At 36.3% G+C, this 20670-nt stretch carries 22 protein-coding genes; all 22 read left to right on the forward strand.

Annotated features, from left to right (window positions below):
• Positions 1 to 348: 348 nt before the first annotated feature.
• On the forward strand, positions 349 to 1584 hold the full coding sequence (locus tag B0B05_RS03790; RefSeq protein ID WP_076782160.1) for a hypothetical protein: 1236 nt from the start codon (positions 349 to 351) through the stop codon (positions 1582 to 1584).
• Positions 1585 to 1638: 54 nt separating this feature from the next.
• Positions 1639 to 1962 carry a bacteriophage spanin2 family protein gene (locus tag B0B05_RS03795; RefSeq protein ID WP_076782161.1) on the forward strand — a complete coding sequence of 108 codons (324 nt, stop codon included), beginning with the start codon at positions 1639 to 1641 and terminating at the stop codon, positions 1960 to 1962.
• 30 nt (positions 1963 to 1992) lie between these two features.
• Entirely contained in the window at positions 1993 to 2358 is a 366-nt protein-coding gene (locus tag B0B05_RS03800) for a hypothetical protein (RefSeq protein WP_076782162.1), read from the forward strand.
• Positions 2348 to 3841, forward strand: coding sequence for a relaxase/mobilization nuclease domain-containing protein (locus B0B05_RS03805; protein ID WP_076782163.1), 1494 nt, complete (start codon positions 2348 to 2350; stop codon positions 3839 to 3841). The genes B0B05_RS03800 and B0B05_RS03805 overlap by 11 nt, the downstream gene beginning before the upstream one ends.
• A gap of 60 nt (positions 3842 to 3901) precedes the next feature.
• Positions 3902 to 4555, forward strand: coding sequence for a ParA family protein (locus tag B0B05_RS03810; RefSeq protein ID WP_076782164.1), 654 nt, complete (start codon positions 3902 to 3904; stop codon positions 4553 to 4555).
• 46 nt (positions 4556 to 4601) lie between these two features.
• On the forward strand, positions 4602 to 5147 hold the full coding sequence (locus tag B0B05_RS03815) for a hypothetical protein (RefSeq protein ID WP_076782165.1): 546 nt from the start codon (positions 4602 to 4604) through the stop codon (positions 5145 to 5147).
• A gap of 55 nt (positions 5148 to 5202) precedes the next feature.
• Positions 5203 to 5520 (forward strand): DUF4134 domain-containing protein, encoded by a 318-nt coding sequence (locus B0B05_RS03820; protein WP_076782166.1) that lies wholly within the window; start codon positions 5203 to 5205, stop codon positions 5518 to 5520.
• 1 nt (position 5521) lies between these two features.
• Positions 5522 to 5836, forward strand: a complete 315-nt coding sequence (locus B0B05_RS03825; protein WP_076782167.1) for a DUF4133 domain-containing protein — start codon at positions 5522 to 5524, stop codon at positions 5834 to 5836.
• A complete protein-coding gene (locus B0B05_RS03830) occupies positions 5808 to 8888 on the forward strand; it encodes a TraG family conjugative transposon ATPase (RefSeq protein WP_076782168.1) in 3081 nt (1026 codons plus the stop codon). Before B0B05_RS03825 ends, B0B05_RS03830 begins: the two co-directional genes overlap by 29 nt.
• On the forward strand, positions 8869 to 9576 hold the full coding sequence (locus B0B05_RS03835; RefSeq protein WP_245799198.1) for a hypothetical protein: 708 nt from the start codon (positions 8869 to 8871) through the stop codon (positions 9574 to 9576). The genes B0B05_RS03830 and B0B05_RS03835 overlap by 20 nt, the downstream gene beginning before the upstream one ends.
• Before the next feature lie 38 nt (positions 9577 to 9614).
• The gene (locus B0B05_RS03840) at positions 9615 to 10334 is read left to right on the forward strand and encodes a hypothetical protein (RefSeq protein WP_245799200.1); all 720 of its coding nucleotides are present in this window, start codon (positions 9615 to 9617) and stop codon (positions 10332 to 10334) included.
• A gap of 2 nt (positions 10335 to 10336) precedes the next feature.
• Positions 10337 to 11008: a hypothetical protein gene (locus B0B05_RS03845; protein WP_076782169.1), complete on the forward strand. Its 672-nt coding sequence runs from the start codon at positions 10337 to 10339 to the stop codon at positions 11006 to 11008.
• Positions 11009 to 11024: 16 nt separating this feature from the next.
• The gene (locus tag B0B05_RS03850) at positions 11025 to 11852 is read left to right on the forward strand and encodes a hypothetical protein (RefSeq protein ID WP_076782170.1); all 828 of its coding nucleotides are present in this window, start codon (positions 11025 to 11027) and stop codon (positions 11850 to 11852) included.
• Between the two features lies 1 nt (position 11853).
• Entirely contained in the window at positions 11854 to 13101 is a 1248-nt protein-coding gene (locus B0B05_RS03855; protein ID WP_076782171.1) for a TraJ family protein, read from the forward strand.
• Positions 13102 to 13138: 37 nt separating this feature from the next.
• The gene (gene traK, locus B0B05_RS03860; RefSeq protein ID WP_076782172.1) at positions 13139 to 13753 is read left to right on the forward strand and encodes a conjugative transposon protein TraK; all 615 of its coding nucleotides are present in this window, start codon (positions 13139 to 13141) and stop codon (positions 13751 to 13753) included.
• A gap of 1 nt (position 13754) precedes the next feature.
• Positions 13755 to 14144, forward strand: a complete 390-nt coding sequence (locus B0B05_RS03865; RefSeq protein WP_076782234.1) for a hypothetical protein — start codon at positions 13755 to 13757, stop codon at positions 14142 to 14144.
• Entirely contained in the window at positions 14145 to 15338 is a 1194-nt protein-coding gene (traM, locus tag B0B05_RS03870) for a conjugative transposon protein TraM (protein WP_076782173.1), read from the forward strand.
• A gap of 14 nt (positions 15339 to 15352) precedes the next feature.
• Positions 15353 to 16222, forward strand: coding sequence for a conjugative transposon protein TraN (traN, locus tag B0B05_RS03875; protein WP_084173873.1), 870 nt, complete (start codon positions 15353 to 15355; stop codon positions 16220 to 16222).
• Positions 16223 to 16290: 68 nt separating this feature from the next.
• A complete protein-coding gene (locus tag B0B05_RS03880) occupies positions 16291 to 18279 on the forward strand; it encodes a type IV secretion system DNA-binding domain-containing protein (RefSeq protein ID WP_076782175.1) in 1989 nt (662 codons plus the stop codon).
• 4 nt (positions 18280 to 18283) lie between these two features.
• Positions 18284 to 19132, forward strand: coding sequence for a M23 family metallopeptidase (locus B0B05_RS03885; RefSeq protein ID WP_076782176.1), 849 nt, complete (start codon positions 18284 to 18286; stop codon positions 19130 to 19132).
• Positions 19122 to 19841: a hypothetical protein gene (locus tag B0B05_RS03890; RefSeq protein WP_076782177.1), complete on the forward strand. Its 720-nt coding sequence runs from the start codon at positions 19122 to 19124 to the stop codon at positions 19839 to 19841. The genes B0B05_RS03885 and B0B05_RS03890 overlap by 11 nt, the downstream gene beginning before the upstream one ends.
• Positions 19842 to 19912: 71 nt before the next feature.
• The gene (locus tag B0B05_RS03895; protein WP_245799202.1) at positions 19913 to 20668 is read left to right on the forward strand and encodes a hypothetical protein; all 756 of its coding nucleotides are present in this window, start codon (positions 19913 to 19915) and stop codon (positions 20666 to 20668) included.
• Positions 20669 to 20670: the final 2 nt, after the last annotated feature.

Here is a 20670-nt window from a genome sequence, read left to right on the forward strand (position 1 = left end):
ACTTATTGAAATCAAGATAACTCTGTTATCCATTTTCCAGACCTCTGAAAAATAAGTAACTTTTTTATGGCAAGATGTGTCTTTGTATATACAAATTTTGGCAAATTTCCATACCCAAAGACTATCTTGCCTTTTTTGCAAAAAGGGGAAAAAACTTCGGAACTCGTTTTTTGTTTTTTCGGAAAATTAGGTTTAGAAATCCAAACTCGTCCAAATTAATCTTTTTTAATCTTTTCAAAGTCCAGAATAATCCAAACTCGTCTTATTTAGTCCAACGCCGATGAACACTATTGTTTCGTTAGAATTTCTGATTCAATTTTGCAGTAGAAATTTTAATCGAAAAACAGAATGAAAACATTAATCTATTTTTTTGTGCCACTTATCGGAATAGCAGTTCAGGGACAGGTCGGCATTAACACCCAAACACCCGAAGCCACTTTTGAAGTGGTCGGGAAACCCAACGACCTCAATCACTATGACGGCATTATTCCTCCCCGAATTACGGGAGACCAACTCGCAGCAAAAACATATTCATCAACCAAGAAAGGTACTTTTTTATATGTTACCGAACCCTTTACTGAAACAGGAAACAATACCCAAACCTCATTAATAACAAAAGCAGGTTATTACGGTTTTGACGGCACAGAATGGAAGCCTTTCGGCAATGATGAAGATACATTATACGATGTTGTAAAACGAGGAAATTTTGCGGGTAGGTTCATTTCTTTTTCCGGAGATTCCATTTCAAAGCAAGGGACAAGAATTGCCGCTTTGGGATTTAATTCTTCTACAAATTCGTACTTCTTTGGCAATCTAAATCCAAATCACACAGGAAAAAATAATCTTGGAATCGGGCTGAATGCTCTTCAAAATTTAACTTCCGGAAACGGAACTGTTGCCATTGGAAATAACGCTTTCAAAAATTCTACAGGAACAGTTGGAACTGTGGAAAATGAATATAACACAGGAGTAGGCTTCAATGTTGGTAGTCTTTTCAAAGGAGATTATAGTGTTGCGTTCGGATTTTCATCTCTAAATTCTAATTGGATTGGCGAACAAAATACAGCAATAGGTCAACAAGCAATGTCTGAAGGTATCGGCACAGAAAAAGTTTCCTACAATACAGCAATTGGCAGTAATGCTTTACGCTTGGCAAACCAACCTTTCGGAAATATTGTAATTGGAAGATCGGCAGGCGTAAGAATGTCCGGAAAAAACAATGTGATTATTGGCAACTGGGTTGCAGGTTCAGAATCATATTCTCAAGCGTTCAACAGCAGCAATAAATTGATGATTCACAATCATACTTTTGATTCTTCCGGTAATCTCCCGAATTCTCCGGTAGGAACCAACACTCTGATTTATGGAGATTTTTCAGAACGATGGCTGAGAGTGAATGGAAGATTTCAGATTAATCCGGCCAACATATCTACGGCTGATAGCACTTATACTAATGTCTTACTTCAAAACCCTTCAAGTGGCGAGATAGCAGTACAAACTTTTACAAGCATTCCACAGCCACCTTCTTCCGGCACTTATATCCTAAAAAGTGTGAACGGGATTACAAGCTGGGTAACACCTTAAAATTGGTTCAGAAAAGAGACAACAATTTACTTCAGAATAAAATCAAACAGAGCAATGCAAAACTACTTCAAATTTTTATCGCTGCTTATTTGTATTTCGCTTTCGTCTTGCAAAGCCATTATTGCCAATCCCGGAAAACCTTTAAAAGATGATGCTCTGAAACTGAATCAATGGTATGAGATACAGGATTTTGATGCAAAAATTCATAAAATAAAAATGATGTCGGTTGATGATAAAAGCGTGGCGGGAATTTCGAGAAAAGGCGACACGGTCTCTATCAATAAAAAGCAAATCAGGGAAGTGAAAAAAGTAAAAATCGCAAGTTCGATTGTTGTCGGTATCCTGGCAATTACACCATTCATTTTCAGTCCAAATTAAACTTAGATAAAGACAAACTTAAATTAAAAAATGCAAAACGATGGAAAAGAAGACCTGATTCTCATACGAGTTCAAAAATCCCGAAAAGAAAACTGGAAAAAGCTCTGTTCGGAAAAAAATATCTCTTTGACGAGTTTAATTACCGATTCTGTCGAGGGCAGAATGCAGGACGACGAAAGGAGAAAAATATTAGCGTTCATTGAAAAACAAGACAACATTTTCATAAAAATCGAAACCAATATCAATCAGTTGGCGAAAATGGTAAACGGTCAGAAATTCATCAGTAAAACCGAATTTGACGAGTTTCAAAACCAACTGAAAACCATCACGAAACTGAAAGAAAAACAAAACGAAATTTTTGTAAAAATTTATTCCCTAATCGCCGATGATTGTTAAAATTTTAGGCTCGGCAAGTTCGGAATTTCACGGCGTTCAATACAACGACAAGAAAGTAGAAAAAGGAACAGGCGAACTGATGCTGATGAAAAATTTTCCTTCTTTCATTAATGAAAACAGCAGTCAGCAGGAAGTTCGAGATTATTTTAAATCTGTTTCCAAAAACGAAAAAATGAAAAAACCGCAGTTTCACGCAGTGATTTCCTGCAAATTTCGGGAGCATTCCAAAGAAGAACTCGCAAAAATTGCAGAAGATTTTATGCAGGAAATGAAATACGGAAACCAGCCATTCATCGTGGTTTTTCATAACGATACCGAAAATAATCACGTCCATATCGTTTCGACAAGAGTAGATAAAAAATCGGGCAAAAAAATCAATGACAGTTATGAAAAACTGAAAGCACAAAAAGCATTGAGCAATGTTTTGGAAAAAAAATTCGGCATTGATAACGAAAAACGCATTGACGAACTTCTGCAATACAAATTTGGTTCGCTGAAACAGTTGGAAACTCTGCTTGCGAGAAATGGTTACAAGCTAAGCGAAAACACAAATGATGAAAGAGCATTAACCATTTTAAAAAACGGAGTGTTTCAGCGGACTTTTTTTGAAAACCAAATAGTCTTTGAAAATCGGAAAAACGAAAACAGGGCAAAACAACTCAAAGCCATTTTGAGCAAGTATAAAAATCTCTGTTCGGATAAGGTTTTCAAAGTGGAAGACCGAAGACATTTGGAAAAAATGCTTCCCGAAGAAAAGCAAAAAGACGATTGGAAACCCAAAATTGAATTTGAAAGCGAACTTCAAAAAAAATTGAGAGATATTTTCGGAATTGATGTGGTTTTTCATCACAAAGACGAAATATCTCAAACCAAAGAAAAAATGGAAGGCGGACTCCGCCCCTTTGGTTACACGATAATTGACCACAAAACGCAAAGTGTTTTCAAAGGTAGCGAGATTATGAAAATGAATGAATTGTTTGAGTTCACGAATGAAAAAATGGACAAAAGACTTTTTGAAAGTTTGAAGGATTTTAATATTTCAGATGAAACTTCAAAACAAGCATTAATACAGTATTTAAAGCGAAAAAATCCGGAAAATGAAATAAGAGATTTTATGCTTTTTGAGAATAAAAAATTTAAGGACAAAGAAACATTCACTTCCATAAAAAATGATGTGAAAGAATATCTGAAAACCCAAAATAAAAATGATGTCGAACTGATAAAATCGGAAAACGGAAAATATTACGCCATTCATTCAAAACTGCATTATGTAGGCGAATTGGAAGGATTAATCGGAGAAAAAGAATATCAAAAATTTTTGAATCCGACTTCAACCGAATTATCAGAAAATGAAAATAAAACACTTTCAAAAGAACTTCAAAAAAGCATCAAAGATTTGATTTTCGAGTTCAGCAAATCATCAGGTTCGGGAAAATACCCTGCGGAAAATGAACTTAAAAAAAGAAAGAAAAAGAAAAGATAAACAATCAGCAACCAGCCAAAAAGCCAAAAGCAAGAAGCTATTTGCCAAAAGCCAAAATCTATGATTATCACATTTGCCACCCAAAAAGGCGGAGCCGGAAAAACCACTCTTGCCATCGCATTCGCCAATTATTTGACTGAGATTTCATCAAGAAAAATCAAGGTTTTTGATTTTGATTTTCAAAAATCTTTTTTCAACAAATGGAAAGAAGACGAAGAATCGGAACTGCCGAAAATCTACGATGTAGAAGTCATTGGCGACGATGATGAAGAACAACCTTTGGCTGATTTGGAGAACATTATCGAACTGAAAGAAAGCGAAGAAATTTATCTTTTCGATTTAGCCGGAACGCTCGACCAAAAATACAGCGATATACTGATTTACAGCGACTTTATCATCATTCCGTTTGAATATTCCGATGTTTCTGTGAAATCTACTTTGGTTTTTAAAAATCTGCTCGGTTTGTTGGAAAGTCAGGCAGAACGGATTTTTATCCGCTCCAAATACGACAAAAGTTACAAATACCGCAACCAGCCGGAAATGGACAAAGAACTCTCAAAATACGGTTTGTTGCTGGAAAATCCCGTCTTCAAAAGAAATATTCTGCAAAGCATCGACACCCGAAAACTGAATTACGAACAAAAAAATGCCGTGAAAAAACCATTTAATGAAATCATAGAATACATCAACAAAGAATTAAAAATAACAATTTAAAAGCTACTTGCTATTAGCCAAAAGCCAACCGCCAAAAGCCCCAATTATGATAAAATACTCACTCCTCCTTTTAGTCCCCTATTTTCTGTATTACGCCGGAAATATCGTTTACGACCTTTTTATAAAAAAAGAAAAAATTTCGGAAGTTGATATGACGGAAGAATTTTCCCTCGCCGATATTTCAAAATCGGAGAATCAACCGTCTGTTCAAGTCGGAATCGAAGATGTGGAAAACATCAAAACGCCAAAATCTTATCTGAAAAAAGACATTAATCCTGCCCAAAATCCAAACTCTTTTGAAGAAAATCCCAGTTTGGACGAATTAAGAAAAAGATTTGAAGCCGAGCAAGACATTGACGAAATATTTCCGACTCAAAAAAATTCTGAAAACAAAGAAGAAAAAGAACCCGAAAAACCGTCTGACAAAGAAAATTTCCCCAATCAAAATATCAATAAAACCGACGAAAATTCCAAAAGAAAAGCAATCGTCAAAAAAGAAAACCAATGGAAAGACTTTTTGAATTTAGCGGAAACCACCGTGAAAATGGTTGCCAATCTCGAAGGACATAAAGTTTACCATTCCCTTGTATAACCTACTGAACAACATTTATTTATCAATATTTTTTTAACCTAAATTATTTTTTACAATGAAATTAAAAACACGAATGATGACAAAGAGAAATCTCTTAACAATGGCAATGATAATGCTTGCCGCAACTCCTGCATTTGCACAAGGCGGAGCAACCGCAATCTCGAATGCAGCGAGTGATATTCGGGATTATTGGGATCCGATAAAATTAATCCTAAAAGCAGTCGGAGGATTGGTCGGATTTATCGGAGGATTGCGGGTTTACAACAAATGGACGAACGGCGACCAAGATGTCAACAAAGAAATTCTCGGTTATGGAGGAGCAATGATTTTCCTCATCGTAGTTCCGGAATTTGTAACTGCATTCTTTGCCTAAAATGGGATTTTATCTTTACAAGGGGCTTAAAAAACCCCTTGTTTTCTTCGGATTGAAAGGCAAATACATCATTTATGCAGTCTGTGTCATCGGTGCAGGAATTATTTCCGCACTCGTTTTATCCAAATTCGGATTGCTCGGTTCATTGCTCGGACTTGCCGTAACAGCCGGAGGTGTTTATCTCATTTTCAAAAGACAGGATAAATATGGACTCTACGACAAAACCAAAAACTTCGACCAAATTTTAATTTTCCCAAAAAAATTAGACAACAAAAAACTTTTAAAAAATGGCAACAACAAAGAAACAAGCATTTGATATTCCCTTCATCGGTTACGATTTTGGTAAAGATTTCGGTTGGGATTTTGATGTTCTTTTCGGACAATACGGCAATCCCATTATCGGAATCAGAATTAAAAATGTAGTAGAGCAATATTCAGCCGACCCGGATAATTATTTGAATTTTCATACGGTTTTAAACCAAGTCGTTTCCATTATCGGCGAAGGAAGAATTGTTCAGAAACTCGATATTTTTTCAAAGAAAAGATATGATGCGGAACAATCCAACCAATTCCTTCAGCAAAAATATTCCGAACATTTTGACGGTAGATTGTTTAAAACCATTGAAACCATTTTGCTTTTCACGGATATTATTGATGACAAACTGAAAAAGAAAAATAAGCCTTACAATTTTAGCGAAAAAAGTTACAAAGAACTTCGGGACAAATGCCAAAAAGTTTTTATGCTGTTGAAACAAAGCGATTGCGAACCTGAATTTTTATTTGAAAAAGATTTTGAATATTACATTTCCGGAGCATTGTCGATGCAATTTTCCGAAAAACCTGTTTTTGACAATATCAAAAGCACCAACGAATATCTGCAAATTGGAAATCGTTTCGTTAAAAATATCTCTTATGTTGATGTCGAAAACATTGATTTACCCTCTGAAATAGACCCATTTTCCGTTTTAGGCGGAAACGGTGCAGCATCAGAAACAGCCGTTGATAATTTCACTTTTATCAATGAATTGGAAGATTATGAAACGATTATTTACAATCAAGTCATCACGATTCCGCTTCAAGCTCCACAACAACGAGAACTCGACAAAAAAAAGAAAAAGCACGAAGGAGCAGCAAACAATTCTCCGTCCAATGCCATTATTGCTGAGGAAATCCAAACACTTTTACACAATATTGCTCTTGATGGACAGTTGGTTGTCAATGCCCATTTTTCCTTAATATTTTCTGCAAACACGCTGGAAAAAATGGAAAATATCCAGTCGATGGTCGAAAATAAACTGTTTACGAAAGGAATTATCGTTTCCAAAAATGCCTACAACCAATTAGAACTCTTTCGGGCGGCACTTCCGGGTAATGCGACGGAACTTAGAGAATACGATTTATTTATGACGACAAGCGAAGCTGCCTTGTGTTTTTTTTTTAAGGAAAGTTACCCCGTAAACGAGCAGTCCAATTTTTATCTAAGATTTACCGATAGACAAGGCGTTCCGCTCAAAATAGACCCAGCAGATTTACCAATGAAAACAGGAAGAATCAATAACAGAAATAAGTTTGTTCTCGGACCTTCGGGTTCGGGAAAATCCTTCCTGATGAATAATATTATCGAACAATATCTGACATATAATTATGATGTAGTCATCGTTGATACAGGAGATTCTTACTCGGGAACTTGCAAATACAAAGGCGGAAGATACATTCAATACACCGAAGAAAAACCCATTACGATGAATCCTTTTTTGATGAACAAAAAAGAGTTCAATATCGAGAAAATCGAATTTTTGACCAACCTTATTTTTTTGATTTGGCAAGGTCCCGATGCAACAATGTCGGCAACTCAAAAATCCATTTTGGATAATGTACTGATGTCTTATTATCATCAGTATTTCAATAACGGAAAGCAATGGTACGAACATAAAAGCACGGAAGATTTGATTCTTTATTTGGGAAAATACAACATTCACGAAGAAGATATTTACGCAGAGTTTGAAAATGAAGTAAACGGACAAAATTCCTATTATGATATTTTGGGAATTGCTTTCGATGCCAATTCCGAAGAAATCAAAGAAGCCGGAAGAAAGTTGTTGAAATTTTATCACCCCGACAAAAACGTAAATAATCCCGATTATGACAGCGAAAAATTTTATCAAGTCTACGAAGCGTATGAAACTTTGAACGATGATGAACGTAGAAAAATCTACAATGAAACCCAGCTGATTCTCATTAAATCCAATGAAATCATCAAAAGACCGGAAACAGCTGAAGATTGGAACGAATTGTTCAGAAAAGCCATCATCAAAAAAATCAAGGAACTCGAAGAAAAATTAGAAGCCAAAGAATTGTCTTTTAACGGATTCTACGACTATTGCGATAAATTTTTGCCGCTTTATCTGAACAATAAAAAACACGCCATCAATGAAAGAGAATTTAATCTCCGTACTTTTTTATTTGTTCTGAAAGATTTTTACAAAGGCGGAAGATATGGAACAACATTGAATGAATCAGCTGACAATACGCTGTTTGATGAGCCTTTCATTGTTTTTGAAATTGACAATGTAAAAGACAATCCGAAACTATTTCCGATTGTAACGCTGATTATTATGGATACGTTTATCCAAAAAATGCGACTCCGAAAAGACCGAAGAAAAGCCCTAATCATCGAGGAAGCGTGGAAAGCGATTGCCAGCAAATTAATGGGTGGTTACATTTTGTATCTCTACAAAACGGTTAGAAAATTTTGGGGAGAAGCGGTTGTTGTAACGCAGGAACTCGACGATATTATCGGAAATGCGGTCGTGAAAGATTCCATTATCAACAATTCCGATACGTTTATTTTGCTTGACCAAACCAAGTTTAAAGATAATTTCGACAGAATTGCGGCTTTGCTTTCACTCAATAAAGTCGAGCAAAACAAGATTTTCACGATTAACAATCTCAACAATAAATTTGGTAGAAGCCGTTTCAAAGAATTTTATCTGAAACGAGGTTCTAAGGGAGAAGTTTACGGCAACGAAGTTTCGCTCGAACAATATCTGACTTACACCACCGAAAAACCTGAAAAATCTGCGGTTGAATATTATGTCCAAAAATACGGCAGTTACGATGAAGCACTCATAAAAATTGTTTCCGATTTAAAAATTTTCGGCGACAGTTTAGAAAATTTGGTGGCACTCGTCAATCTCTACCAAAATCCTTTGGACAAAAAAATAGATTCCTACTACAAAATGATGAAAAATAAACACAAAGGACAAAATGTTTTCAAAATCATTTCACAGGAATTAGAAAATAGAAACATCAGTTTTTCGGAATTAATCAACACTAAAAAATACACTTATGAAAATGCAGTTCAATAATAAAACACACGAAATTCCCCTCCTTTGGAGGGGTTGGGGGAGGCTTTTTCTTTTTTTTATTCTTTGGGGGACAGGGGGCTTCGCTCAAAATACTTACATCGACCCAACTGTAACGGCAGCAATGATTCTCTATTCGGAAAATCTGAAAGCCAAGCAAAATGATGTCATTGATGAGACTTCCAATCTGAAAAACGCCCAAACGTGGGTCGGAACACAAATGGTTGCTGCTAATGACATTCAGAATAAAATTTTGAAAGGTTTGAAAGAAGTTTCCGGGACTTTGCAAAATGGGATTCAGGTACAGCAGATTTATTCGGAATTGAACAAATGTTACAATTATTCATCACAGGTCGTTCAGTTGGCTTCCCAACACCCTCAATATGCGATTTTTGGAGTTAGAGCATCACAAAAAACGTATGAGCAAAGTTTGAAAATTGTTACCGATGTTTCCGATATTCTCGCTTCCGGCGAACTGAATTTGGCTACTTCCGGCGACCGATACAAAATTTTGCACAATATCGAGGGCAATGTAAAATCACTGAAACTTTGGCTTTTAGCCATCAAACTGCGATTGGAAAAAGCCAACCGCTTAGGATTTTGGAATTCGATTAATCCGTTTGCAGGATACATCAACACCGACAAAGCCATTGTGGAAGATATAATGAACCGGTACAAACGAAATTTTTAACCAAGCCCCCTACCCCCCAAAGGGGAGAAAAATGTAAAATGAAAATAAAAAAGAAAAAAATTAAGGCTCTGAAATTCCCCCTTTGGGGGAAAGGGGGCTTGGGCTTGTTGGTTTATCTCGTCCTCACATCTTCCGGTGGCGGTTCTACTCCTGCTTGGCAAAAGGAAAATGTTTCTTTTCCGATGATGGATATTCAAATTAATGCGGCAATGAAAGAACACGACAGGCAAAAGGAAATGCGGCAAAAACAAACCCTTAATGCAACCGTAGAAACCGCCAACCAAACCCAATGGAAAGATTTTAAAGACAAGGTAACGAAAGTACAGGACAGACTCCGGATTGTTTCATTTGCGATTCAGGCAATACCAACGGGAATTGCGATGAGCAGGGAGATTACGAAAATCACGAACAACCAAACCTCAATTATCAACGAAATCAGTTCCGCACCACCTTCCATTATTTCGGTTTTGCCTTCGCAAGTGCAGTTTGTAGATGATTTACAAATGGTTACACGCTTAATCACGGGGATTATCCTCTCTTACGGAGCGATGAACCAAATGGAAAAATCAGAACGAAAAATTTTACTGGATTATGCTTTGGGAGAAGTCAAAACATTGAGCAGAAATTCAACCTATATGCTTTTCAAAATCAAAGATATAAAAGCCAAAGTTTTACGGAATAAAAGAGCATTCCAATACTATGTGAACAGGGACAGACAGGTGGTGGAAAACATTATGAATAACATTAAAAACTTTTAAAAATGAAGAAAATTTCAGCCATTGCAATATTGATGTTTTCAGGAATTTCCGTGAAAAGCCAAAGTTATAGTTTTGTTATCAACGATAAATTATTGGTTCAGCTTACCAAAGACCACGCTGTGAGAATAGCAAGTGAACAAACTTTTCTCAATTCTTACGAAAAACAAAAAGAATTATACGACGATATTAAGCAAAAAACCGCTCAAGTCATTGCCATTCAGGAATACATTTATCAACAGTTGAAAAACGTTAATTCTGCTTTAACACAGAGTAAAAAGTTGATTTATCTCTATCAATATTTGGGGGAAATTGCCGAAAATTCCAATAAAATGCTGGATTTATCGGCACAACACCCGGAATATGCGGTTTTGGTTTCAAAATATTATGTAGAAATCGGTAATCAGGTTTTGAAACTCCAGCAGGAAGTAACGCAGGATATTTTGAATGAAAACAAAGATTTTCTGATGGACGCTTCGGATAGAGAAATGCTTATAGAAAAGGTTTTTACTCGTGTCAGAAATATCAATGGAAATATTCTCTACATCATTTTACGATTGGAAAACGCCAAGAAAATTCCATATCTGTATCAAGTTCCGGTGCTGAGAAATTACGTCAATATCGACAGAGCCATTGTCGGCGAGATTATCACAAAATACAAATACATTTTTAATTAAAAACAATAAAAAAACGATGAAAAAACTATTTAAAAAAGGAAAATATTTCCTCTTATTATTGATGATAACCAATGTTTTCGGACAAACGGTAAAAAGACTCAACGACCCTTCCATCGTTGCCCAACATAAAAGAATGACCTTTGAAAGTTGGGGCGATTGGCGACCTTATCCCAAATATTTTTTGGGCATTCAGACCAATTTTGCTTATGCCACGGTTTGGGGAATGTGGGCTCCGCAAATCAACAGAGATTACAAAAACGGTGATGACATCAGACCATTAAAGCCGACCGGCGAACAGAATATAAGATTAGCTGAAGTAAAATTTCAAGAAGAACAGGCAAAAAAAATCAAAGCCGCTTCCGACACCATTTACAAAAGAAGCGTTCAGGATTTTGCCCATTGGACTTCCGCAACCGTTGATGCAGACCCGCTTTGGTTGTTGTATTACAAAAGAATGCTCAAACCGATTACAGAATTTCCGGACAATCCGCAAAATTTTATCGAATGGCGATTAAAAGACCAGCAAACTTATGAAACCCTCAATACGACAGGAACACTGAAAAGATTGCAGGAAGAATTGGATTTAATCAAAGAAAAATATTCGATGTCGAGAAGTATGGATATGCCGAGAGGAAAACGATTTTTGATGTACCACGAAACCCTTATCAAATGGCGAAAATTTGTCGAAGAACTCCGAAAACACAACAACAAAACCACATTGCTTTTGGATTATAAAAACATTCTGAAAAACCATTTGTCCACGGCTTTACCACAGGGTTTTACCCCGCAGACGGACAAGCAAATCGTTCAAAATATTATGCAACAATATAAAAACCAATATTAAAATGAATAAAAATCTTACACTTTTTTTCTGCCTGTTGGCGATATTATTACCAACACTTGGCTTTGCCCAAACCGACGGCGATTACAGCAATTTGCTCCAGTTTTTAAAAGGCGATGGTGCTTTTGAAAAATGGTTTATGGAAGTTTTTACCAAATTGGACACGAGTGTTCAGGACAGTGCTGCCGGTTCCGCTTTGGTCGGACGGGCGATTGGCGGTTTGGGAGCGTTGATGTATCTCGGATATATGGGTTGGCAAATGATTGCCGGCGACCGTGAATGGGAAATTACTCCGATGCTCAAACCGATTATCATTGGCTTTACCCTCGTTTATTGGTCGGGATTTACCAATCTCATTCAAGCACCTTTTGAAGCGATTGCCGAGCCGGGAATTTCCATTTTTTCCGATATAGAATCCGAAGTCAATGATTTGCGGGTTCAGAGATTTAAAAAGCAACAGCAATTATTAGATGCAGTCATCAAGCTGAAAGCCGATGAAGATGCCAAGCAAGACGTAATCAACAACACCGGAAAAGATGCCGATGATTCTTGGTTTGACATCAGTGAGGGATTGGATAAACTCATTCAACCGATTAAAGAATGGCAAATCAGAATGGAATTTCAGTTGCAAAAACTCGTTGCCGAAATCATCGAATTTGTCTGCCTTTCCATTCTCCGAATTTGTGTGTATCTGATTTTCTTTATTCAAAAAATTTGGGCATATATTCTGATTATTTTGGGTCCGATTGCAGTTGGAATGGCACTCATTCCCGGATTTGAAAACTCGTTGTACAGCTGGGTTTCCAAATTCATCAACATCAATCTTTATACGTTTGTCGCTTACACCATTATCAATATCGGTCAGCAACTTATCGCATCGGGTTATACAATGGAAATCGAACGATACGACACGCTTTTAACCAACGGAACGATTACCAATTTAGATGCTTTGATGGTTTATGTAAGCAATTCCGGAATGATTTACAACCAGCTTTTTACCTGTGTTGCCTACATCGTTACAGGCATCGGAGTTCTGATGACACCGACTATTGCCGACACCATCGTTACCGCAGGAGGAGCCGGAGCGATGACCAAAATGAAAAGTGCTGCTGCAAAAATGACAGGAGGTGCAAAAACCGCAGTCTTAGCCGCAAAAACAGGAGGAGCTTCCGCAGTTGCCGCCACCGCAAAATCAGCAGCAGCGGGTTCAGCTTCTGGCAGAGTTCAGCAGGCAATGAAAAACGGAAAATAAATCAACCATCATTTATCAATCATCAATTATAAAAATTATGCTTATCAAAAATATAGAACAGAAAATTAAAATCAACAAATTGGTTTCACTCGGAGCGATTGGTTTTGCCGTAATCATCGTCATTGCAGGATTTTTCTTTGCTTATAAAATGATTCAGGATTCCAGAAAATCCATTTACATTTTGGACAACGGCGTTCCGGTTTTAGCCAAACAAACCGATGAACTTTTGAACCGACCTGTGGAATACAAAGCTCAAATTGAATTGTTTCACCGATTATTTTTTACCCTCGCTCCCGATGATGCTTACATCAAGGAAAATATTCAAAAATCATTGTATCTCATTGACGACAGCGGAAAAAAAGAATACACCAACCTCAAAGAAAAAGGATTTTACAATCAGATTGTAGCTTCCAGTTCAATGGTCAGCATTCATTCTGATTCAATAAAATTGGATATGGAACAAAAGAAATTTCAGTTTTTCGGAAAAGAGATGATTACGAGAAAATCGGCGGTCATTACCCGAAAACTCATTACCGAAGGTTTCTTTGACGACATTATCCGAAGTCCGAACAATCCTCACGGTGTTTTGCTTAAAAACTGGCGAATCCTTGACAATGAAGAAATCTCAAATCAAACCAAAAATTCTTACTAAAATGAACAATATTTTAAACAAGCTCACTGAACAAAAATGGATGAATTGGGCAGTAAACAACCCCAAAAGATTCTACATCTATTCGATGGTATTTTTGTCGGTTTCCTTTATCGGATCACTGATACAGGGGATTTTCTTCCCTTCGGATAACGCTTTTAAAATAAAACCTCCTGCTTTTTATACCAAAAGCGTTGTGACTGAAAATGGTTTTAAAAACAATGAAAAAGAAATGGAAAAAATTGTGAATGAACTCAAAATTTTAAAAACCAAAAGAGACCAAAAAACTTTACTGAAAACGGATAGCTTGAGAATAGAATATCTGTATAATCAATACCAACAACTAAAAAATGCCGGTAGCACCGGAGGCAATTTACCTAAACATCAAAAATAAATGAAAAAACTTAATTTCAAACAAAAAAAATACGTTCTGCCACTTTTGGCCTTGCCTTTTTTGCTTCTTTTCGTCTATGTCGGAGCACAGTTTACGAAAGAGGAAAAACCGAAAGAAAAGCCAAAGGAACTTTCGCTTTCCTTAGGCGAAACGCAGGATTCCATTATGACGAAAAATGATGCTTACGATGCACTTTTTCAAAAAGATGACAACCGGACAATGCTTGGCGGATTGGACAAAGAGCAGGATTCTTTGATGAGTTACGAAGACCAATTATCACTCGCCCAAAAAAGAAAAATTGACTCTTTGAAAGATGCACGAAGTCGTCAAAACGGCTATCAGGCAAAAGGAAATCCGTCTTCATATTACAATCCCAAAGGACAAAACGATGACAAAGATTACAACCGTTCTTCGGACATTATCCGAATGCTCAACGATAAATCTTACGGAAAATCTGAAAATAATTATGCTGATACACCGAAAGAAAAGGCACAAAATCAGCAACAAGACCCTGTAAAATTATTAAAACAGCAAATGCTGGTAATGGATTCTTTGGAAAAAGCAAAAGACCCGGAATACCAAAGCAAACTCGCTGCTGAACAACGATTGAAAGCCAACAAAGAAAAAATGGAAGCGTTTCTCAATTCCACTTTCAATGTCAGTAAATCGGGGATTAATAGTGATTTCAATGCTTTTTATAAAGAGAAAGAAAACAATTTTATCAAAGCAGTAATTGATGAAAACAACAAAGGTTTTCTGGGAAGCAGAATCCGTTTTCGGTTACTCGAAGATATTTTCGTGGGCAACAGAAAAATTGAAAAAGGTTCAATTCTTTACGGACAAATCTCAGGATTTTCTATGCAAAGAGTGGATTTAACGATTGTTTCGGTATTCACAAAAGGCGAAATTTTCCCTGTCAATCTCTCGATTTACGATTTAGACGGAATGAAAGGTTTATACGTTCCGCAAAGTGTTTTCCGGGAAATGATGCGTGAAATGGGGCAAAATTCTATTCAGGGAACGCAGATGGATATGGGCGGAGAAGGATTTTTTACCAGTTTGGGAACTAAACTATTTACTTCCACTTCAAAATCCATCGCCAATCTCATAAAAACCAACAAAGCCAAACTGAAATACAACTCTTATGTCTTTTTAATCGACGAAAAACAACTTAAAGAATCCAAAAACAAATAAAAAATTTCAAAAAAATGAAAAAAATCCTATTATTAGCAATTTTCTCCCTTTTGGGGATAGGGGGCTTCGCTCAAACTGCAACCAAAGAACAAATCGTTTCCGATTTACCCGAACTCGAAATTACTGAAGGAATTAATCTGCACATAATTTCACCCGAACCCATTCAGTATGTGGATTTGTCCACCCAAAAACTGACCGGAGATTTACCGACTTCCAACATCGCAAGAATAAAAATCACCGATGCTGAAACCGACCAAACCGGAAAAACAAAAAATCCGATACATTATTCCGTTGGCGAAAATATCGGAATTATTACCGTTGTCGGACAATCATTCATCGCCCAATACAAAGCGGTTTACAGAAATTCTGAAAACTTTAACACGATTACCAATATTCATATTCAAGCCGAAGATATGCAACCCATTGAGTTCAATAAAATGATTTTCTCCAACTTGGAACTCAGAAAATTTGCGATGGATATTATCCAAAAAAAGGCCGATAAAAACCCGATTAGAGAGGAAAAAGATTTTAAACTGGGTGTCCAACTGAATAATGTCTATGTTCTAAGCGACTACATTTTTTTGGATATGACTTTTAAAAATAATTCCAATTTGAGTTATGATATTGAAGACTTAAAATTTTCCATTGAGGACAAAAAAATCTACAAAGCCACCAACAATCAGAGCATCGAAATGACTCCGATTTTCCAACTCAATCCAAATAAACATCTTAGAAAAAACTTCAGAAATATTTATGTCTTCAAAAAATTCACCTATCCAAATTCCAAAGTAATGATGATACGATTAATCGAAGAACAACTCTCCGGAAGAACCATCGAAATGAAAGTAAATTATTCGGAAATTTTAAAAGCCGATACATTTTAAGCCGAAGCTCGGCATCTAATTAATCATTAATCTTAAAACAATCTTCCCCTTTGGGGGAAAGGGGGCTTATGCAAGAACAACAACACCAAATAAAAATTTACGGATTTCTGCAAAAAGCGGTTTATGCCATTGTGGCATTGGATTGTGCTTCGCTTTTTTATCTCAATGCCGATGTGCCGGTGCTTTCCAATTTGCTGAAAAATTTCACAAAGATGAAATTCATTTATCCGCCTGTCAATGCCAAGTTTGCAACCTTGATTTTGATTGGATTGGTTGCTATTGGAACAAGGGCAAAGAAAAAGAAAGACCTCAATATTGCTACGGAAATCGTGCTTCCAATGATTTTTGGATTATTGATGATTTTTTCTTCTTTGATTTGGCAAAGCGAAGCCGGAAACTCACAACTTCCAAAAATATTTCCGGGAATGAATTTGTATCAACTGATTTATGCCGTGCTTTCGTTTCTGGGAGCGGTTATTTTGCAAATGGGAGCAGATAATATTTCAAAATATATGAAGCAAAAAATGGGAAAAGACCGATGGAATGTAGATGAAGAAAGTTTTGACCAAAATAAAGAATTGGTTAATACCGATACAAGCATCAATATTCCGTATTTGTTCAGATATAAAGGAAAAAATAACAAGGGTTGGATGAACATTAATCCGTTTCGTGGAACAATGGTCATCGGAACGCCGGGTTCGGGTAAATCTTTCGGAGTAATCAATCCTGCGATTCGTCAAATGATTGCAAAAGGTTTCTGTCTCTGCATTTATGATTTTAAATTTCCCGATTTGGCACAGATTGCTTACTATCATTATTTGCTCAAAAAAAGCAAGGATTCCGATTACAATTACAGTTTTCACGTCATTAATCTAAATGAAGTTGAAAAATCAAAAAGAGTAAATCCGTTTCATAAAAAATATGTGCAGACTTTAGCCGAAGCACAGGAAATGGCAGAAGCAATGGTCAGTTCATTACAAAAAGGCGGAGCAAGTGCAGGAGGCGGTTCAGACCAGTTTTTTACACAATCAGCAATCAATTTTCTTTCGTCTTGCATTTATTTTTTTGCCACTCACGAAAACGGAAAATATTCGGATTTACCTCATATTTTGTCGTTTATGAACCGAAGCTATAAAGAAATTTTTGACACGCTTTTCGACCACGAAGAACTCTTTTCTTTATTATCTCCGTTCAAATCGGCTTATGACAACAAAGCATTTGACCAATTGGAAGGACAGATTGGAACACTCAAAATTTTCCTTTCCCGATTGGCAACCAAAGAAAGTTTTTGGGTGTTTTCCGGTGATGAAGTGGAACTGAAAATGACAGACAGAGAAAATCCTTCGATTATTATTCTCGCTTCCGACCCGGGAACACAAGACATCAATTCCGCTTTGTATTCCGCAGTTTTGAATCGGACTTTGCGATTGGTCAATTCCAAAAAAAATCTTCCCGGAGGAATTATTGCCGATGAGTTTCCCACGATTTACATTCATAAAATCGACAATGTTGTAGCAACTGCGAGAAGTAATAAAGTAGCGGTTTTATTGGGATTGCAGGAACTTCCACAGCTTCGTCAGTTTTACAAAAAAGAAGTTGCCGATACCATTTCAGCCATTGTCGGAAATATTCTTTCAGGTTCGGCAAGAGATAAAAATACTTTGGATTGGTTGGAAAAAATGTTTGGTAAAATCAAGCAAAAAAGTTACTCCCAATCTATTTCCCAGCAAGGAACAACGACGAGTATCAACGAAAAAATGGATTTTATGATTCCTGCGGGAAAAATTGCGGCTCTCAAAACCGGAGAAATGGTCGGAATGATTGCTCAAGGCGAAGAAAACGACACCGATGAATACAAGACTTCCGCAGTGAACGGAAAAATTAATTTGGATATGAAAGCCATCAAAACGGAAGAAGAAAATTATGTGAAAATGCCGTCCTATTATTCGTTTGTGGACAAAGCCGGAAACAACCGAAAAGACGATGTTTTAATGACCAATTTCCGAAAAATTAACAAAGAAGTCGAATTGATTGTGAACGAACTCGTAAAAGCATAAACCAATGAAAAAGCACATTCAAAAAATACTGTTTTCAGGAGTTTTCCTTTCTACAACTTTTGCGTTTGGGCAGTTTAATACGCTCAAACCGATTGTTCCAAAAACAGAACCGAAAATCTCTTTAAACCTTGAAAACTCAGGGAAAACCGAATTTAATAAAGATGAAAAATCAAAAGAAAATCCGAGAAAAGAGAAAAAATTTCTGAAGAAAGTTTTTGGAATTACCACTAAATCTGATTTGAAAAATCAATTGGATTCTCTGAAAATTTTGATGAAAAATTACACCGATTTCAATAATGAAAAATGGAATTTACAAAACTCCAAAGATTCCTTGATTTTGAATACTCAAACAAAAATTTTTGAAAATAAAAACACCAAAAAACCTGTTCAGGAGCAAGGAAAAGCCCCCTTTGGGGGTTTGGGGGCTTTTATGCCATTAAACAATAAAATTCAAATTACTTCGGGTTTTGGAATAAGAACTCACCCCATTTTTGGCGTAAAAAAATCCCACAACGGAATTGATTTAAAAGCCCATTACGAAAATGTTTATTCCGTAATGGACGGAATTGTTACCGCTTCCGGTTGGGATCCGAAAGGTGGCGGAAATTACATTAAAATCAATCATTTCGGAAGATTTGAAACGGCTTATCTCCATCTTTCCGAAATTTATTACAAAGTTGGAGAACGAGTAAAAGCAGGATTCATCATTGCAAAATCCGGAAATACCGGAAATTCCACCGGACCGCATTTGCATTTTTCCGTGAGAGAATTCGGACAACTCATCAATCCGACCCATTTTTTAAACGATTTAATCAAAGTAAACAACTTAATAGCAACACATTATGCAAAATGAACAATTACCAACCGAAGATTTGAAAAAATTCGGAATCATCAATGAAGATTTATCATTTTCAAAAAAACTCAATGAAAATGATATTCAAAAATTTCTGAACGGCTACACGATTGTTGCCGACAACGACAAAAACAGGGCTACTTTTCAGCTTGTTGAAAACAACACAAAACTGAAAGTTATCTTTTTGGAAAGGGATAAAAACTTGTCCGAAATTTTGGAAAACAGCAAAAAGGAAATCCAATATTCCGAAACTTTTTCAAAATATGACCTGAACGACGAAAAAAATGCTGCACAACTGAACTGGTCAAAAACCGCTTTTATTTATGATAAAGAAAACGAAAAAATTACCGAGTTCGACTTCATCAAAAACCGGACGGAACTCACCGCAATCATCGCTGACAAAAAGGATATTTCGGAAACCAACCGCTACAAAAACGAACTACAAAAACTGAAAAATTTCCTTTTTGATAAAATCAACCAATATCCCGAAATCGCTAAAGAAATTTCCAAAGATTTGAATATTGTTTCGAAAGAAATCGACACGGTAAACAGTATTTCTCCCGATGAAAAGCAAATCTCCAAAGGCGAAAATTCCGAAGTTCATCTGAATGTAAACGACAAAGATTTGTACGAAGATGCAAACCAAATCCGTGATGAAAAGGAAGAACAGGACGAAGAAATTGAAAAACCGAGAGGTTTCAGAAGATAGCAAACAATTAAAATTAGAGAATTAAAGAATTAAAAAATTAACAATTATTTATTAACAATTAAAATCCAAAAATGATGGAAACAAAAAAAGAATTCAACCAGACAGACTACCTGAAAAACCAAATGAAATACCTTGGTTTCGGGGAAAGTGAGCAACTTCACAAAGATTTAGAAAAAGGCATCAACTCCAAAAAACAGGAATTTGAAATCAAAACCACTTCCGACAAAACTTTGCCGGGAAACAAGGCGGAATTTGCTTTGAAATTCAACAAAAGTGAAAACGGCGGCGTTTTTTTCAATTCCTACGATGCGAAATTAACCAAAGAAAACGGCGAAGAAATTACCCAAAACTTCCGTGTTAATCGGGAAAATTCGTTTACTGCAAAAGAAGCCATCAATCTGATGGAAGGTCGAAGCGTAAAAATCGAATTTCACAATCCGAAAAACGACCAACAGGAAACCGCTTTTGTGCAGTTCAATTTTGATGAACCCAAAACCGAAAAAGGAAATTATATGTTCCAGAATTTTTATCAAAATTACGGCGTGGACACCGAAAAAATAGTGGAAAAATCCAACCTTATTTTCGATAAACCCGAATACAAAGACAATGCGATTAAAAGTTTGGAAAAAGGAAATATCGTGAAAGTAAAATTTGATTTGGACGACAAAATTATGGAGGGAAAAGCAATTCTTGACCCACTAAACAGAAATCTGAAATTATACGACAACGATATGAACCGAATCAATACCAATAAGCCTTTGCAGGGAATTGAAAATGAAGAAAAACACGAAAAAGCCAACGTGAAAGAGCAAAGCATCAAACGATAAAA

The sequence above is a fragment of the Epilithonimonas bovis DSM 19482 genome, assembly GCF_900108115.1.
Lineage (GTDB): Bacteria > Bacteroidota > Bacteroidia > Flavobacteriales > Weeksellaceae > Epilithonimonas > Epilithonimonas bovis.

Excerpts from the sequence above, each read along its gene's own strand:
- B0B05_RS03830 (WP_076782168.1), top strand. The coding sequence starts at position 5,808 with ATGGCAACAACAAAGAAACAAGCATTTGATATTCCCTTCATCGGTTAC.
- B0B05_RS03795 (WP_076782161.1), top strand. The coding sequence starts at position 1,639 with ATGCAAAACTACTTCAAATTTTTATCGCTGCTTATTTGTATTTCGCTT.
- B0B05_RS03825 (WP_076782167.1), top strand. The coding sequence starts at position 5,522 with ATGGGATTTTATCTTTACAAGGGGCTTAAAAAACCCCTTGTTTTCTTC.
- B0B05_RS03800 (WP_076782162.1), top strand. The coding sequence starts at position 1,993 with ATGCAAAACGATGGAAAAGAAGACCTGATTCTCATACGAGTTCAAAAA.
- B0B05_RS03890 (WP_076782177.1), top strand. The coding sequence starts at position 19,122 with ATGCAAAATGAACAATTACCAACCGAAGATTTGAAAAAATTCGGAATC.
- B0B05_RS03805 (WP_076782163.1), top strand. The coding sequence starts at position 2,348 with ATGATTGTTAAAATTTTAGGCTCGGCAAGTTCGGAATTTCACGGCGTT.
- B0B05_RS03850 (WP_076782170.1), top strand. The coding sequence starts at position 11,025 with ATGAAAAAACTATTTAAAAAAGGAAAATATTTCCTCTTATTATTGATG.
- B0B05_RS03885 (WP_076782176.1), top strand. The coding sequence starts at position 18,284 with ATGAAAAAGCACATTCAAAAAATACTGTTTTCAGGAGTTTTCCTTTCT.
- B0B05_RS03865 (WP_076782234.1), top strand. The coding sequence starts at position 13,755 with ATGAACAATATTTTAAACAAGCTCACTGAACAAAAATGGATGAATTGG.
- B0B05_RS03855 (WP_076782171.1), top strand. The coding sequence starts at position 11,854 with ATGAATAAAAATCTTACACTTTTTTTCTGCCTGTTGGCGATATTATTA.
- B0B05_RS03840 (WP_245799200.1), top strand. The coding sequence starts at position 9,615 with ATGAAAATAAAAAAGAAAAAAATTAAGGCTCTGAAATTCCCCCTTTGG.
- B0B05_RS03815 (WP_076782165.1), top strand. The coding sequence starts at position 4,602 with ATGATAAAATACTCACTCCTCCTTTTAGTCCCCTATTTTCTGTATTAC.
- B0B05_RS03895 (WP_245799202.1), top strand. The coding sequence starts at position 19,913 with ATGATGGAAACAAAAAAAGAATTCAACCAGACAGACTACCTGAAAAAC.
- traK (WP_076782172.1), top strand. The coding sequence starts at position 13,139 with ATGCTTATCAAAAATATAGAACAGAAAATTAAAATCAACAAATTGGTT.
- B0B05_RS03810 (WP_076782164.1), top strand. The coding sequence starts at position 3,902 with ATGATTATCACATTTGCCACCCAAAAAGGCGGAGCCGGAAAAACCACT.
- B0B05_RS03820 (WP_076782166.1), top strand. The coding sequence starts at position 5,203 with ATGAAATTAAAAACACGAATGATGACAAAGAGAAATCTCTTAACAATG.
- traN (WP_084173873.1), top strand. The coding sequence starts at position 15,353 with ATGAAAAAAATCCTATTATTAGCAATTTTCTCCCTTTTGGGGATAGGG.
- B0B05_RS03845 (WP_076782169.1), top strand. The coding sequence starts at position 10,337 with ATGAAGAAAATTTCAGCCATTGCAATATTGATGTTTTCAGGAATTTCC.
- B0B05_RS03790 (WP_076782160.1), top strand. The coding sequence starts at position 349 with ATGAAAACATTAATCTATTTTTTTGTGCCACTTATCGGAATAGCAGTT.
- B0B05_RS03835 (WP_245799198.1), top strand. The coding sequence starts at position 8,869 with ATGAAAATGCAGTTCAATAATAAAACACACGAAATTCCCCTCCTTTGG.
- B0B05_RS03880 (WP_076782175.1), top strand. The coding sequence starts at position 16,291 with ATGCAAGAACAACAACACCAAATAAAAATTTACGGATTTCTGCAAAAA.
- traM (WP_076782173.1), top strand. The coding sequence starts at position 14,145 with ATGAAAAAACTTAATTTCAAACAAAAAAAATACGTTCTGCCACTTTTG.